The sequence below is a fragment of the Sulfitobacter sp. M85 genome (genome assembly GCF_029285915.1).
GTDB lineage: Bacteria > Pseudomonadota > Alphaproteobacteria > Rhodobacterales > Rhodobacteraceae > Sulfitobacter > Sulfitobacter faviae.
Window position 1 is genome coordinate 101,387 of the sequence record NZ_JABECQ010000002.1, and the last position, 15,421, is coordinate 116,807.

Consider the following 15,421-nt stretch of genomic DNA (forward strand, 5'->3'; position numbering starts at 1 on the left):
GCCGTTAGGGCTGAACCAACCGCGGCGCAGGGCCAAGCGGGATCCCCGCCAGCATCATCTGACCATCCGTAAAGATCAGGTCGAGGTCCAATCCGCCCGGCGTGCCGCCCCGCGCTTCCAACAGCCGCAGCATGGTGTCGACCTGCCCGCGCATCGACGGCGGCAGAAAGCCCGCACGTTCGCCCGCGTCGAGCAGTTTGGACCAATTGGTGACCCGCAGGCTCAGCACCCCATCGGGAATGCCCGCGGCGTCAAAGGTCAGCGCCCCTTCGGCGCCCAAAGCCACCTCGCCCCAAGCGGCATCCACATTCTCAACCGTCAGCGCGTCGATCTGCGGCGGGGTGCCTGCCATCGCGCTGTGCCGGTCCAGCGGGTGGGCAAAGGTCACGGCCATCCGCGCCGAGAGGATCGGCTGCCCGCCGGGCTGGCCCGCGCCATCGCCCAAAACCTTGCGCAGCAAGGGGCCGGGGGTGATGCCGCCGGGCAGCAGCGCGATGTCATAATCCCGCGCCGCACTGCCCGATTGCGCGATCCGCATCCGCGGCTCTTCGGCCTCCAGCAGCAGCCCGTCGGGCCCGTCGACCTCAAGATGCGTGCTGCGAAGCTCCATCGCCTCCAGTTGAAGCGAGGTGCCGGGATGCAGTTCCAGATCGGCGCGCAGGTCGCGCATCTTCAGCGTCAGGGGCAATGCGCCTGCGGGCAGGTCGGCCGCCGCAACAGGCGCGCGGGCCGAGAGATCACCGGGCCACCAGACCGGGGCGGAGAGATCAAGCTGCGGGGCCTCAAATGCCAGACCGCGGGCCGGGTCTGCCACGGCAAACCCGCTCAGCCGGTTTTGCAAGGACAGGGGAAAGCCCGCTTTGTCGATGTCTTTGAGCGTCACCTCCCAACCCGCCGCGCGGCGGGTGTCGAGCAGGCGGGTCAGGGTGCTTTGCATCTGCGTCGTGGCGGCAGCCCACCACGCGCCCCAAAGTGCGGCGAGCACAATCAGCAGCCAAACCAATTTCCGCATTTCGATAGCCCTTCAAATCGTGCTTCAGATGCGGTTTACCGAAGGCCAGCAGAAAGGACCAGCAGGATGACAATGTGGGTATTTGGCTATGGCAGCCTCTTGTGGAACCCCGGATTCGAGGTAGCGGAAAGCGTGATCGCCACGCTGCCGGGCTATGCCCGTTCGTTCTGCATGCGCTCGATCCATCACCGGGGCACGGTCGAACAGCCGGGGCTGGTGCTGGCGCTCGACGAATCCGTCCGCTCGGCCTGCGAAGGCATGGCGATGCGGGTGGCTGCGGGGCATGAGGCGCAGACGCTGGAGTACCTGCGCGAGCGTGAGCTGATCTCTTCGGCCTATGTCGAGAAAAACCTCACCGTGCATCTGACCGATGGCCGCGACGTGGAGGCGGTGACCTATGTGATCGACGCGGCGCATGATCAATATTGCGGTGGCCTGCCCTTGGAAGAACAAGCGCAGATCATTGCCCGCGCCGTAGGCGGACGCGGGCCCAATACCGAGTATTTAATCAACACTGCCGTGCATCTGTTCGAAGTGGGCTTGCATGACCCCGCGTTGGAGTGGTTGCATGACCGGGTGAAGGCTTTGACCTCATAAAAACTTGGCAACTCTTTGCCGTTTCAGTGTAAGCTGCGGCAAGAGCAGAACAAAGGGTCAGGAAAGGCCGCATGGCACAGCCAGACCGCAAGGCAAAACCGCAGTTTTCACAACCGGTGCGTCAGATTTCTCTGATGCTGATCGCGCTCGGCCTCACGGGGGCCGGGGTCTTTCTGGCGCTGCCCCGGGTGCTGCCGATCTTTGCCGCGAACCCATGGCTGAATGGGGTCATCATCTTTGTCTTCATCGTCGGTGTGCTGGCCTGTTTCTATCAGGTGATGCAGCTTATCGGCTCGGTCCGCTGGATCGAGGATTTCGCCGCTGGCAATGCCGAACCCGATGCCAAACCGCCGCAATTGCTGGCGCCTTTGGCGTCTCTTCTGCGCCAGCGTGGCGCGCGGATGCAGGTCAGTACGACCTCCACCCGGTCGATCCTCGATTCCGTCGCCTCGCGCATCGACGAAGTGCGCGAGATCACGCGCTATATCGTCAATATGTTGATTTTCCTCGGCCTTCTGGGGACGTTTTATGGGCTGGCCACGACCGTTCCGGCGGTGGTCGATACGATCCGCTCCCTCGCCCCCGGTGAGGGGGAGGCGGGCGTCGATGTCTTTGGCCGTCTGATGACCGGGCTAGAGGCGCAGTTGGGCGGCATGGGCGTGGCCTTCGGCTCCTCGCTTCTGGGGCTTGCGGGCTCTCTCGTCGTCGGGCTGTTGGAGCTTTTTGCGGGCCACGGGCAAAACCGCTTTTATCAAGAGCTGGAAGATTGGCTGAGTTCCATCACGCGGGTCGGGCTGACCTCGGGCGACGATGTGAGCGATCAGAACATCATGGCCAGCGTGATGGATCAGATGGTCGAACAGATGGCTGAAATGCAGCAGATGTTCACCCAATCAGACGTCAGCCGCGCCATGGTCGACGACAAGCTGGGCAAGCTGGCCGATGCCGTGGACCGGATGACCACGCGGATGGAACATGACACGACCACCAACAGCGCGCTGGAGCGGGTGGCAGATGGGCAAGACCGATTGATCGCCACGCTCGAAGGTCAGGTTGCGGGCGAAGGGATCGACGCAGAAAGCCGGATGCGCCTGCGCTCCATCGACGTGCAGATGCTGCGTATCTTGGAAGAGATTTCTGCCGGGCGGCAGGAAACCATGGCCGAATTGCGCAAGGATATCTCTTTGCTGGCCAAGGCGCTCTCCGGGCACCGCGCCCCTGAGGCCCGCCGCCTGCGGGCCAGCGATATTCCCGGTGGCGGGGACCAGTAATGGCACTTTCCCGGCGGACAGGCGCACGGTTTCAGGGCTCCATCTGGCCGGGGTTCGTCGATGCGATGACCGGGCTCTTGCTGGTTCTGATGTTCGTGCTGACCATCTTCATGGTGGTGCAATTCGTCCTGACAGAGCGGATCAGCGGGCAGGAAAGCGAGCTTAACGAACTGGCCGGAGAGGTCGCGGCCCTTTCCCAAGCGCTTGGCGTCGAGGAACGCACCACCGCGCGTTTGGAGGCTCGGCTCGGCGCGCTGAATGCCTCGCTAAACGACGCGCGTGATGAGGTGTCGCGGCAAGAGGCGGTGATCGCCGGGCTGACCTCTGAACGCGAAGCGCAAGCGGCTGCCTTGCAGGCGGCGGAGGCCGAGATCACCGGCTTTGAGGCGCGGGTGGCCGCGCTCTTGGCGTCGCAGGCGGAAGATCAGGCGCGCATCGGTGATTTGGAAGACCGCGAAGCCGCGCTGTTGGATGAGCAAGAGGCGCTGAACCTCGCGCTTAGCACCGCGCGGGAGGAGATCGACGCGCAGGCAGAAACGGCCCGGCTTGCCGCCGCGAAACGCGAGGCGTTGGATGCGCTGGTGGCCGATCTGCGGGCGCAAAACGCCGAAGCCGAGGCCGAAGTCGACGCCCTCAATGCCGAGGTGGCGGAGGCCGAAGAGGCGCTCAGCGCCGAGGAAGCCGCCCGTCTGGCCGAAGCCGCAGCGGCGCAGGCCCTGCGCGACCGGCTGGAGGATGCGGATGCGGAATTGACGGCCATGACCCTCTCGCTTGAGACGCAGCGCAAGAAGGCCGAAGAGACGCTGACTCTTTTGGCCGCTGCCCGCGCGGCGCGCAGCGATCTCGACAGTGAGCTTGCCGCAGCGTTGCTGCGGATGGAGCGGCTGGAGGAGAGCGGCGCGGGTCTGGAGGCCGAGCGCGCCGCGCTCGCCGAAGAGTTGGACGCCGCAGAAGGCACCGAAGAGGACCTGCGCGAACGTCTGGCGCAGGCGCTGGCGGCAAAAATCGCGGCGGAGACTTTGGCCGAGGATAAGACCACTGCCGCCGAACGCCGCGCTGCCCTTTTGGCGCAGGCCGAAGAGACGCTGGCCGAGGAGAAAGCCGTGAGCGCGGCGGCGCAGCGGCAGACTGAGTTGTTGAACCAGCAAGTCGCGGAACTGCGCGCGCAACTGGGGAACCTACAGGCGCTGCTCGATGACGCAGTGGCGCGGGATGCGGCGAAATCGGTGGAATTGCAATCGCTTGGCTCCGAGTTGAACACCGCGTTGGCGCGGGTCGCGGCGGAGGAACGCCGCCGCGCCGAATTGGAGGCGGCAGAGCGCAAGCGGCTTGAGGAAGAGAGTAAGAACCTCGCCCAGTACCGCTCGGAATTCTTTGGGCGGTTGCGTGATCTGCTGGGCAATCAGGAGGGTGTGCGGATCGAAGGCGACCGTTTCGTCTTCTCCTCCGAGGTGCTTTTCGCGCCGGGCAGTGCGGTGCTGAGCCAAGACGGGCAGGGTGAGATCGCCAAGGTGGCGGGCATTCTGCGCAGCGTTGTGGACGACATCCCGCCCGAGATCGATTGGGTGATCCGCGTCGATGGTCACACCGACAATGTGCCGCTTTCCGGCTTTGGGGAGTTTGCGGACAACTGGGAACTCAGCCAAGCGCGGGCGCTGTCGGTGGTCAAATATATGGTAAATTTCCTCGGCATCGCGCCGGATCGTTTGGCCGCAAATGGCTTTGGCCAGTATCAGCCCGTAGCCGAGGGCAATACCGAGGCTGCGCGGGCGCAGAACAGGCGGATCGAGTTGAAGTTTACTGAAAAGTAGGCAGGCAGTCCCGGCCTATCGCAGGGTCAGAACGCCAGTCTTTTCGTCGATCACACGGCCCTCACGCAGCAGGGTGACCCTGCCCGTATAGCGCCCGGCTGCCCATGGCGCAGAAGCCGCGCGTTTGCCAATGGCGCGGAAGGCTTGCGCCTGCGGCTTCTCCATCACCACATCCCTTTCGATGACCGTGCCTTTTGGCCACGCGAGGCTGAGGCGCAGCACGTCATCCTTTTGCGTGCCATAGCTGTAGCCATAGATGACCAAGGCAGGGGCCTCTTTGGGCAGGCTGTCGCGATGGGCTTCGCCCGCCTTGATCTCATCATAGCTGGGCACGCGGTCGGCAAAGCCAAGCGCAATCAGCCCGCCGGGGTGGTAGGGCGGGGTGTCTTGCCAGAGGGTTTCGCGCGGTTCGACGTCACAACTATGGCCCTCGGGCGCGAATGGATCGACGGGCTGGCCGTGATGGCGCAGCGACAGGTGCAGATGCGGAAAGGCCGCTTTGCCGGACTGGCCAACGAGGCCGAGGGCGTCGCCAACCGCCACCTCCTGCCCTTCCTGCACGCGGAGCGATCCGCGGCGGAGGTGGCAATATTGCATCTCCCATCCCTGGCCGAGGTCGATCACCACGCCATTGCCGCATTCGCGCCCTTGGACCTCCGAGAGCGGCGCACCATCTGGAATCCCGTCCCGCAGCCCTTTAACCACCCCCGCCGCCGCCGCACGCACAGTCACACCCGCCGCCATCGCCGCGCGGTCGGGCAGGGCGAAATCCGTGCCCTTATGGCCGTCATAGGTCAGACCGGAACAGCGGTAGTCCCGCGCGTCACCGCTCGGATCGCGGTCCATATATTGTTGGATGTGGCAGTCCTGCCCAAGGGTGCAATCCAGCGGGAAGGCCAATTGCAAATCCTCCGCCAGCGCAGGGCTGGCGGAGGAGAGGATCAGGGCCAGTGCGGCCCGAGAGATCATTCCGCGGTGAGCAGCGGGGGGCGATCACCGGAAAGACGCTTGCTTTCGCTGCCCAAGACTTTGAGCGTCAACTCATCATCTTTGACGCCGACCTTGACGACACCGCCCTTGGCCAGCTTGCCAAAGAGCAGTTCCTCGGCCAGCGGCTTCTTGATGTGCTCTTGGATCACACGGCCCAAGGGACGCGCGCCCATCTTGTCGTCATAGCCCTTGTCGGCAAGCCATTCGGCGGCCTTCTTGGAGAGCTCGATGGTCACGTTGCGGTCCATCAGCTGCGCTTCGAGTTGCAGCACGAACTTCTCGACCACCCGCAGGATCACCGACTTCGGCAGCGGCGCGAAGGAGATCACGGCGTCCAGACGGTTGCGGAACTCCGGCGTGAAGGTCCGCTCGATCGCGGCGGTATCCTCGCCCTCGCGGCGGTCGCGGCCAAAGCCCACTGCCGCTTTGGCCTGTTCGGAAGCACCCGCGTTGGAGGTCATGATCAGCACCACATTGCGGAAATCCACCGTGCGGCCATTGTGATCGGTCAGCTTGCCGTGGTCCATCACCTGCAACAGGATGTTGTAGACGTCCGGGTGCGCCTTCTCCATCTCGTCGAGCAGCAGCACGCAATGCGGATGCTGGTCCACGCCATCGGTGAGCATGCCGCCTTGGTCAAAGCCGACATAGCCCGGAGGCGCGCCGATCAGACGGCTAACTGCGTGTTTCTCCATATATTCCGACATGTCGAAACGCAGCAGTTCCACGCCGAGGGTGTCGGCCAATTGCTTGGCGACCTCGGTCTTGCCGACCCCAGTGGGGCCAGCGAAGAGGTAGTTCCCGATGGGCTTGTCCGGCTCGCGCAGGCCCGCGCGGGACAGTTTGATCGCCGAAGACAGCGCCACGATGGCGTCATCCTGACCGAAGACCACCCGCTTGAGCGAGCTTTCCAGATCCTTCAGCACCACCACATCGTCTTTGGAGACATTCTTCGGCGGGATGCGGGCGATCTTGGCCACCACGGCCTCGACCTCCTTGGTGCCGATGGTCTTGCGGCGCTTGGAAGCGGCGACGAGGTGCTGGGCGGCACCGGCTTCGTCGATCACGTCGATCGCGCTATCGGGCAGCTTGCGGTCGTTGATGTAGCGATGCGCCAGTTCAACGGAGGTCTTGATCGCGTCGGAGGTGTATTTGACGCTGTGATGCTCCTCGAAATAGGGCTTGAGACCCTTGAGGATTTTGGTGGCGTCTTCGACCGAAGGCTCGCTCACATCGATCTTTTGGAACCGGCGGCTCAGCGCGCGGTCCTTCTCGAAGTGCTGGCGGAACTCCTTATAGGTGGTGGAGCCCATGGTGCGCAGCTTGCCGCCCTGAAGTGCGGGCTTCAGCAGGTTGGAGGCATCCATTGCGCCGCCCGAAGTGGCACCGGCACCGATCACGGTATGGATCTCGTCGATGAAAAGCACGGCGTCCTTGTGATCCTCAAGCTCGGTCACCACGGCCTTGAGCCGCTCTTCGAAGTCACCGCGGTAGCGGGTGCCGGCCAAGAGCGCGCCCATGTCGAGCGAGTAGATCGTGGTATTGGCCAGCACCTCAGGCGTTTCACCGGCGACGATCTTGCGCGCCAGCCCTTCGGCGATGGCGGTCTTGCCGACACCGGGATCCCCCACCAGAAGCGGGTTGTTCTTGCGACGGCGGCAGAGCACTTGAATGCAGCGCTCAACCTCGCCCTCGCGGCCGATCAGCGGGTCGATGTCGCCCTCACGGGATTTGGCGTTGAGGTCCACGCAGTATTTCGCCAGCGCGGATTCCTTCTTGTCGCCATCGGTGACGCCTTGGGCCTCTTCCTCGGTCTCGGGCGCGCCTGTGACGGGGCGGGATTCACCATATGCCGGGTCTTTGGCGACACCATGGGCGATGAAGTTCACCGCGTCATAACGGGTCATATCCTGCTCTTGCAGGAAATAGGCGGCGTTGCTCTCACGCTCGGCGAAAATGGCGACGAGCACGTTGGCCCCCGTCACCTCGGTCCGGCCCGAAGATTGCACATGGATCGCGGCGCGCTGGATCACGCGCTGGAAAGCCGCCGTTGGCACCGCTTCGGAACCGTCGATGTCGGTGATCAGATTGCTGAGATCATCGTCGACGAATTCCACCAGCGTATCGCGCAGGTCAGAGACATCGACGGAACAGGCTTTCATGACCTGCACGGCATCGGGTTCATCGAGCAAGGCCAGCAACAGATGTTCAAGCGTTGCGAATTCGTGGCGGCGGGCATTGGCCAGCGCGAGGGCCGCGTGGATTGCCTGCTCAAGTGTAGTCGAGAATGAAGGCACGGGCGTGCTCCTTTTCGATCGGGGTCGGTGAGGTGCTGAGATGTCTCAGGCCTCGGTCCGACCATGGCCTCATAGTATTAGAGTTTGGTTGATCATGGCCCATCTTCAAGAAGATTCTGGTCCGAATCGGTCACATTTGCCGTGAGCGAGGACTTTAAGCCATGATTGCAGGCGCTCAGAACTGGTCTTTTCGCCTGCGGATTTCGGTGAACACTTCCGTGTCGGTGGCGTCTGGCATCCCCAAGGTCGCGCGAATGGCCGGGTCGGCGGGGCGCAGGAAGGGATTGGTTTCTAGTTCCAGTGAAAGCGACGAGGGGACGGTCGGCTGCCCTTTGGCACGGGCGCTGTCGATGTCCTTGGCCCTTGATATAAGGGCGGGATTGTCCGGATCAACGGTCAGGGCGAATTTTGCGTTGGCGGCGGTATATTCATGGCCCGAGCAGATCGTCGTGTCACGGGGCAGGGCGGCCAGCTTTTGCAGGCTTTCCCACATCTGCGCGGGCGTGCCTTCAAAGAGGCGGCCGCAGCCGAGCGCCATGAGGCTGTCTGCGGTAAAGGCCGCCTTGGCTTGGGGCACATGAAAGGCGATATGGCCGACGGTATGGCCAGATACGTCGAGCACTTGGGCCTCAAGCGCACCCAGCTTGATGCTGTCACCCTCGGCCACCGCGCGGTCGAGCGGGGGCAGGCGGTGGGCATCGGCCTTGGCGCCGATCACCTCGGCGGGGAAGCGGGTGAGCAGTTCGGCCAGACCTTGAACGTGGTCGGGGTGGTGGTGGGTCAACCAGACTTGGCTCAGCGTCCAGCCGCGGCGGTCAAGCTCTGCCATGATCGGCGCGGCCTCGGGCACGTCGATCAGCGCCACCGCGCCGCTGTCATGGTCACGCAGCAGAAAGGCGTAGTTGTCCGACAGACAGGGAATCGTGACCAGATCAAAGGCCATGGCGTCTTACCTCGCTGTGTTGTTATGGTCCGGTAAGAGTGACACTCACCAAGGCGGGCTGCAATGCATCTTGATGTACAGGATCTGCGCAATTTCTATTATCGCAGCGCGTTGGGACGTGCGGCGCAGAAATCCCTGCGCGGGCGGTTGTTGGAGCTTTGGCCCGAGGCGAAGGGCCAGACCGTTGTCGGCTTTGGCTTTGCCGCACCCCTGCTGCGCCCCTATCTGGCGGATGCGCGGCGGGTGATGGTCTTGATGCCCGGCCCGCAGGGGGTGATGCCTTGGCCGGCGGGGATGCCCAACACCTCGGTCCTGACGGAAGAGACGCTTTGGCCGGTCGAGACGGGGGCGGTGGATAAGCTGGTGCTGATGCACGGGCTCGAAACCTCCGAACGGCCCAGCGAGCTGCTGGACGAATGCTGGCGTGTGCTGGGGCCGGGGGGCAAGGCGCTGTTTATCGTGCCAAGCCGCGCGGGCATGTGGGCGCGGCGCGACCGCACGCCTTTCGGCTATGGGCGGCCCTATTCGCCGGGGCAGCTAGAGACGCAGTTGCGCAAGCATCAGTTCCTGCCCGAACGGCACCTTGGCGCGCTTTATCAGTTCCCGTCGCAGCAGCGAATCTGGATGAAATCGGCGCCTTTGTTCGAGAAAATCGGACGGCAGATGCCGACGATGATGGGCGGCGGCGCGATCTTGGTGGAGGCCACGAAACTGGTTTACCCGCCGCGGGGCCGCCCGCAACGCAGCACCGCAAGGCGCGCTATCGGGGTGTTGGAGGGGATGGCAGAGCCGCAGGCCAAACCGGTCTAAACGCCTCAGCGCCTTGTAGACTTAGCGCATGCAGCGGGCGAGGGGGCTGGATTCGTGGGCCCGCTCCAGCGGTGGTCGGGGTGGCATTTTTCTGCGGCAAAGAGCCGCGATAGGCCGCAGCCCTGGCAATATTGCAGCACGCCGCGACATTACCTGCCTATACTGTGTTGCCGGGCGTGAACCTGTCTGCTACATCGCCCCTGATTTAGACGTCTTGGGTAACTTCAAGCCGCGCCAACTGCTGGTGACGCGACATCTTCGCATATCCGGCGCTTATTGAACGAGAGGATGGACGTGTCCGAACCTGCTTCCATTTCCACCGGTATCGCGGAACGTTATGCGACAGCCGTGTACGATCTGGCCCGCGAGGCCAATCAGGTCGATGCCATCGAGGGCGATCTTACCGCGCTTGAAGCGGCATTGAACGACAGCGACGATTTTCGCCGCCTGACCACTTCGCCGCTCTATACCCGCGAAGAGCAGGAGCAGGCGATCAAGGTGCTGGCCGAAAAGATGGGCCTGACCAAGACCATGGCGAACACGCTGCAACTGATGGCGCAAAAGCGCCGCCTGTTCGCGCTGCCCGCCCTGGTCAAAGCGCTGCGCGAGACCATTGCCGAAGCCAAAGGCGAAATCACTGCCGAGGTCACAACGGCCAAAGCACTGACGAAGACACAGTCGGACAAGCTGGCGAAATCGCTGACCGCTTCCACCGGCAAAAAAGTATCACTTCATGCGACCGTTGATGAAAGCCTCATCGGCGGTCTTGTCGTCAAAGTGGGCTCGAAGATGATCGACACCTCGATCCGCTCCAAGCTCAATTCCCTCCAGAATGTAATGAAAGAGGTCGGATAAATGGGTATCCAAGCAGCAGAGATTTCTGCGATCCTGAAGGACCAGATCAAGGATTTCGGTCAGGAAACCGAAGTGGCCGAAGTGGGTCGCGTTCTCTCCGTCGGTGACGGTATCGCCCGCGTCTATGGTCTGGACAACGTTCAGGCCGGTGAAATGGTCGAGTTCCCCGGCGGCATTCAGGGCATGGCCCTGAACCTCGAAGCCGACAACGTGGGTGTCGTTATCTTCGGCTCCGACCGCGACATTACCGAAGGCGACACCGTCAAGCGCACCAACTCCATCGTGGACGTGCCAATCGGTGACGAACTGCTGGGCCGCGTTGTTGACGGTCTGGGCAACCCCATCGACGGCAAAGGCCCCATCGGCGCCACCAAGCGTGGCATCGCCGACGTGAAGGCACCGGGCATCATCCCCCGTAAATCCGTGCACGAGCCGATGGCCACTGGCCTCAAGTCCGTCGACGCGATGATCCCGATTGGCCGTGGCCAGCGTGAGCTGATCATTGGCGACCGTCAGACCGGCAAGACCGCCGTCGCGCTCGACGCCATGCTGAACCAAGCTCAGGTCAACGAAGCCGCTGGCGACGACGAGAGCAAGAAGATGTACTGCGTCTACGTCGCGATCGGCCAGAAGCGCTCGACCGTTGCGCAGCTGGTGAAAAAGCTCGAAGAGACCGGCGCCATCGACTACTCCATCGTCGTGGCTGCGACTGCTTCCGAGCCCGCGCCGATGCAGTTCCTCGCACCCTATGCCGCCACCGCGATGGCCGAGCATTTCCGCGACAATGGCCGCCACGCGCTGATCATCTACGATGACCTTTCCAAGCAGGCCGTGTCCTACCGTCAGATGTCCCTGCTGCTGCGCCGCCCGCCGGGCCGCGAAGCCTACCCGGGCGACGTTTTCTACCTCCACTCCCGCCTGCTCGAGCGTTCGGCGAAGCTGGGTGATGAGGCCGGCAACGGCTCTCTGACCGCGCTGCCGATCATTGAGACCCAAGGTGGCGACGTTTCCGCGTTTATTCCGACCAACGTGATCTCGATCACCGACGGTCAGATCTTCCTTGAGACCGAATTGTTCTATCAGGGCATCCGTCCCGCCGTGAACACCGGTCTGTCGGTGTCCCGCGTGGGCTCCTCGGCCCAGACCAAGGCGATGTCCTCGGTGGCCGGTCCGGTGAAACTGTCGCTGGCCCAGTACCGCGAAATGGCGGCCTTCGCCCAGTTCGGCTCCGACCTCGACGCCGCGACCCAGCAGCTGCTGAACCGTGGTGCGCGTCTGACCGAACTGATGAAGCAGCCGCAGTACGCGCCGCTGACCAACTCCGAAATCGTCTGCGTGATCTACGCCGGTACCCACGGCTATCTCGACAAGGTGGACATCTCGGACGTCGGCCGTTTCGAAGCGGGTCTGCTGGCGCATCTGCGCAGCAAGCACGACGACCTTCTCAAGGACATCACCAACAACGACCGCAAGGTCAAAGGCGAGTTGGAAGAGAAGATCAAAGCCGCCATCGACGGTTTCGCCGCCGACTTCGCTTAAACGGGAGATAAGGCAATGCCAAATCTCAAGGACCTGAAGAACAGGATCTCGTCGGTCAAATCGACCCGCAAGATCACCAAGGCCATGCAAATGGTTGCCGCGGCGAAACTTCGCCGCGCGCAGGAGGCTGCCGAGGCTTCGCGTCCCTATTCTGAGCGGTTCAATGCCGTGATGGCAGGGCTCGCGGCCAGCATCGGCGGTTCCGACAGCGCGCCCAAGCTGCTCAGCGGCACGGGTGAAGACAAGGTGCATCTGCTGGTGGTCATGACCGCCGAACGCGGGCTGTGCGGCGGCTTCAACAGCAACATCGCGAAGAAGGCCAAGGCCCATGCGCGCGATCTGCTGGCCCAGGGCAAAGAGGTGAAAATCCTCACCGTTGGTAAGAAAGGCCGCGACGCGCTGCGCCGCGATCTGGGCGATCATCTGGTGGGCCATGTTGACCTCAGCGAAGTCAAAAAGATCGGCTACGGCGACGCGCAGAACATCGCGCAGGACGTGCTGAACCGCTTTGACGCGGGCGAATTCGACGTGGCGACGATCTTCTACGCGAAGTTCGTCAACGTGGTCATGCAGACGCCGACGGCGCAGCAGATCATCCCCGCCAAATTCGACGGCGAAGAAGGCGACGACAGCGCAGCGTCCACATTGTTCGACTATGAACCCAGCGAAGAGGCGGTCTTGGCCGACCTTCTGCCGCGCGGGGTCGCCACGGCGATCTTCTCGGCCCTGCTGGAGAACGGTGCATCCGAACAGGGTGCCCGGATGTCGGCGATGGACAACGCCACACGCAACGCGGGTGAGATGATCGACAAGCTGACCATCGAGTACAACCGCTCGCGTCAGGCTGTCATCACCAACGAGCTGATCGAAATCATTTCCGGCGCGGAAGCGCTGTAAGCAAATCGGAGACACGACATGGCAAAAGCTGTCGGTAAAATTACACAGGTCATCGGCGCTGTCGTTGACGTTCAATTCGAGGGCGACCTGCCCGAGATTCTCAACGCGCTCCACACCGAGAACCAAGGCAAGACGCTGGTTCTCGAAGTGGCGCAGCACCTTGGCGAAAACACTGTGCGTGCCATTGCGATGGACGCGACCGAAGGTCTGGTGCGCGGTCAAGCGGTGACAGACACAGGCGACCAGATCCGCGTGCCCGTCGGCAACGCGACCCTGGGCCGCATCATGAACGTCACCGGCGAAGCCGTGGACGAGCAGGGCCCGGTCAACGCGGACAACTCCCGCGCCATTCACGGCGAAGCGCCCGAGTTCGCGGCCCAGTCGACCGAGACGGAGATCCTCGTCACCGGCATCAAGGTCATCGATCTGCTGGCCCCCTACACCAAGGGCGGTAAAATTGGCCTCTTCGGCGGTGCCGGCGTGGGCAAGACCGTTCTCATTATGGAACTGATCAACAACATCGCCAAAGTGCACTCGGGTCTTTCCGTGTTCGCGGGCGTGGGTGAGCGGACCCGTGAGGGCAACGACCTCTACCACGAGATGATCGAATCTGGCGTTATCGTCCCCGATAACCTCGTCGATTCGAAAATTGCGCTGGTCTACGGCCAGATGAACGAGCCTCCGGGCGCGCGTATGCGTATCGCCCTGACCGGCCTGACACTGGCCGAGCAGTTCCGCGACGAATCCGGTTCCGACGTTCTGTTCTTCGTCGACAACATCTTCCGCTTCACACAGGCCGGTTCCGAAGTGTCCGCCCTTCTGGGCCGTATTCCTTCGGCCGTGGGCTACCAGCCGACACTGGCGACCGACATGGGCGTGATGCAGGAGCGTATTGCTTCGACCAAGAACGGTTCGATCACCTCGGTTCAGGCCGTCTACGTTCCCGCGGACGACCTTACCGACCCCGCGCCGGCGACCTCCTTTGCGCACCTCGACGCGACAACGGTTCTCGACCGTTCGATCTCGGAAAAGGGCATCTACCCTGCGGTTGACCCGCTCGGCTCCACCTCGCGTCTGCTTGACCCGCTGATCATCGGCGACGAGCACTACAAGGTGGCGACGGACGTGCAGCAGGTGCTTCAGCGCTACAAATCGCTTCAAGACATCATCGCCATTCTCGGCATGGACGAGTTGAGCGAGGAGGACAAGCTGACCGTGGCACGCGCCCGTAAGATCGAGCGTTTCCTCAGCCAGCCCTTCGACGTGGCGAAAGTCTTCACCGGGTCCGACGGCGTTCAGGTGCCGCTGGAAGAAACCATTGCCTCCTTCAAGGCCGTGGTTGCCGGTGAGTATGACCACCTGCCCGAAGGTGCCTTCTACATGGTTGGCGGCATCGACGAAGTGAAGGCGAAAGCCGAGAAAATGGCGGCAGACGCCGCTTAAGGAGCGCTGACAATGGCAGACACAATGCAATTCGACCTCGTTTCGCCGGAACGGCGGCTGGCATCGATGCAGGTGACGGCCGTGCAGATTCCGGGCACTGAGGGCGACATGACGGCCATGGCCGATCATGCGCCCACCATCACCACCCTGCGTCCGGGCCTTCTGCGCGTGGAAGGGCCGGAGGGCACGACCGAATATGTCGTGACCGGCGGCTTCGCCGAAATCGGCGGTCAGGGCGGCGTGTCTGTGCTGGCGGAACGTGCCGTGGCGCGTGCCGACATGACGCAGGAGCAGATGGACGACATGGTGGCAGAGGCGCATGCCCTCTACACCCGCGCCAAGGACAACTGGGAGAACGAGCCCGGTCCCGTGGATGACGCGGCCAAGCTTCTGGCCGACATGGTTGCCGTTGGCGATCACATCGGTCTGTCGAGCAAGCAGCCCAACCTGTAATGCGTTGAAAATTCGTGAAAAGCCCCGCTTCGGCGGGGCTTTTTGCTTTTCTGCCTCTCGCTGCTGCGGCATCATTGTGAAGTGAACAAAAAAGCGGGCAGGCTAGGGATATGAAACGACTGCGCAGCCATACCATCGGCGTGGATAATGGCGATGTCATGCTGTTTTCAGAGTTCGAAGACGGCGGTTCGATGTGGACGGGCCATGGCCAGCGTGAACGCCGCCGCCGGATCAATTTTTCCGAACCTTTCCGAGAGCCGCCGCATGTTCAGGTCACGATGTCGCTTTGGGACATTGATGCCAGCACCGTCACCCGCGCCGACATCTGCGCCGAGGCGGTGACCGAGGCAGGCTTTGACATGGTGTTCCGCACATGGGGAGACACCCGCGTCGCACGGGCGCGGCTGGCTTGGACGGCGATTGGATCACTGGGGGAGGAGGATGACTGGGTCATCGGCTAGGCCCGTCGCTTCGGCGGGAGGGGCCCAGAAGGCGCGGGCGGC

General features: G+C 63.0%; 14 protein-coding genes. 10 read left to right on the top strand and 4 right to left on the bottom strand.

Annotated elements, in window-relative coordinates; genetic code table 11:
* Positions 1-4: 4 nt before the first annotated feature.
* Positions 5-1,012 carry a DUF2125 domain-containing protein gene (locus tag HKX24_RS04305; protein ID WP_271693053.1) on the bottom strand — a complete coding sequence of 336 codons (1,008 nt, stop codon included), beginning with the start codon at positions 1,010-1,012 and terminating at the stop codon, positions 5-7.
* 66 nt (positions 1,013-1,078) lie between these two features.
* Here HKX24_RS04305 and HKX24_RS04310 point away from each other — a divergent pair, with 66 nt between their 5' ends.
* From HKX24_RS04310 to HKX24_RS04320, 3 genes are all read left to right on the top strand, one after another.
* Positions 1,079-1,609 carry a gamma-glutamylcyclotransferase gene (locus tag HKX24_RS04310; protein ID WP_276153835.1) on the top strand — a complete coding sequence of 177 codons (531 nt, stop codon included), beginning with the start codon at positions 1,079-1,081 and terminating at the stop codon, positions 1,607-1,609.
* 71 nt (positions 1,610-1,680) lie between these two features.
* Positions 1,681-2,880 (top strand): biopolymer transporter ExbB, encoded by a 1,200-nt coding sequence (locus HKX24_RS04315; RefSeq protein WP_271693055.1) that lies wholly within the window; start codon positions 1,681-1,683, stop codon positions 2,878-2,880.
* Entirely contained in the window at positions 2,880-4,691 is a 1,812-nt protein-coding gene (locus HKX24_RS04320) for a peptidoglycan -binding protein (protein ID WP_271693056.1), read from the top strand. The genes HKX24_RS04315 and HKX24_RS04320 overlap by 1 nt, the downstream gene beginning before the upstream one ends.
* A gap of 15 nt (positions 4,692-4,706) precedes the next feature.
* Here the strand turns inward: HKX24_RS04320 and HKX24_RS04325 are convergent, their stop codons facing one another.
* From HKX24_RS04325 to gloB, 3 genes are all read right to left on the bottom strand, one after another.
* Positions 4,707-5,660 (bottom strand): M23 family metallopeptidase, encoded by a 954-nt coding sequence (locus tag HKX24_RS04325; RefSeq protein ID WP_271693057.1) that lies wholly within the window; start codon positions 5,658-5,660, stop codon positions 4,707-4,709.
* Positions 5,657-7,978: an ATP-dependent Clp protease ATP-binding subunit ClpA gene (gene clpA, locus HKX24_RS04330; RefSeq protein ID WP_067262217.1), complete on the bottom strand. Its 2,322-nt coding sequence runs from the start codon at positions 7,976-7,978 to the stop codon at positions 5,657-5,659. The genes HKX24_RS04325 and clpA overlap by 4 nt, the downstream gene beginning before the upstream one ends.
* 175 nt (positions 7,979-8,153) lie before the next feature.
* On the bottom strand, positions 8,154-8,921 hold the full coding sequence (gene gloB, locus HKX24_RS04335; protein WP_271693058.1) for a hydroxyacylglutathione hydrolase: 768 nt from the start codon (positions 8,919-8,921) through the stop codon (positions 8,154-8,156).
* A gap of 63 nt (positions 8,922-8,984) precedes the next feature.
* On the opposite strand from gloB, the gene HKX24_RS04340 reads away from it, so the two are divergent.
* From HKX24_RS04340 to HKX24_RS04370, 7 genes are all read left to right on the top strand, one after another.
* On the top strand, positions 8,985-9,731 hold the full coding sequence (locus HKX24_RS04340) for a class I SAM-dependent methyltransferase (protein ID WP_067262215.1): 747 nt from the start codon (positions 8,985-8,987) through the stop codon (positions 9,729-9,731).
* A 294-nt stretch (positions 9,732-10,025) separates the two neighbouring features.
* On the top strand, positions 10,026-10,586 hold the full coding sequence (locus HKX24_RS04345; protein ID WP_067262214.1) for a F0F1 ATP synthase subunit delta: 561 nt from the start codon (positions 10,026-10,028) through the stop codon (positions 10,584-10,586).
* The gene (gene atpA / locus HKX24_RS04350; protein WP_209218275.1) at positions 10,587-12,125 is read left to right on the top strand and encodes a F0F1 ATP synthase subunit alpha; all 1,539 of its coding nucleotides are present in this window, start codon (positions 10,587-10,589) and stop codon (positions 12,123-12,125) included.
* Between the two features lie 15 nt (positions 12,126-12,140).
* Positions 12,141-13,022 carry a F0F1 ATP synthase subunit gamma gene (locus HKX24_RS04355; protein WP_271693060.1) on the top strand — a complete coding sequence of 294 codons (882 nt, stop codon included), beginning with the start codon at positions 12,141-12,143 and terminating at the stop codon, positions 13,020-13,022.
* Between the two features lie 18 nt (positions 13,023-13,040).
* Positions 13,041-14,465 carry a F0F1 ATP synthase subunit beta gene (gene atpD, locus HKX24_RS04360; protein ID WP_271693062.1) on the top strand — a complete coding sequence of 475 codons (1,425 nt, stop codon included), beginning with the start codon at positions 13,041-13,043 and terminating at the stop codon, positions 14,463-14,465.
* 12 nt (positions 14,466-14,477) lie between these two features.
* A complete protein-coding gene (locus HKX24_RS04365) occupies positions 14,478-14,918 on the top strand; it encodes a F0F1 ATP synthase subunit epsilon (protein WP_271693063.1) in 441 nt (146 codons plus the stop codon).
* 110 nt (positions 14,919-15,028) lie between these two features.
* Positions 15,029-15,379, top strand: coding sequence for an H-type lectin domain-containing protein (locus HKX24_RS04370; RefSeq protein ID WP_067262736.1), 351 nt, complete (start codon positions 15,029-15,031; stop codon positions 15,377-15,379).
* Positions 15,380-15,421 lie beyond the last annotated feature (42 nt).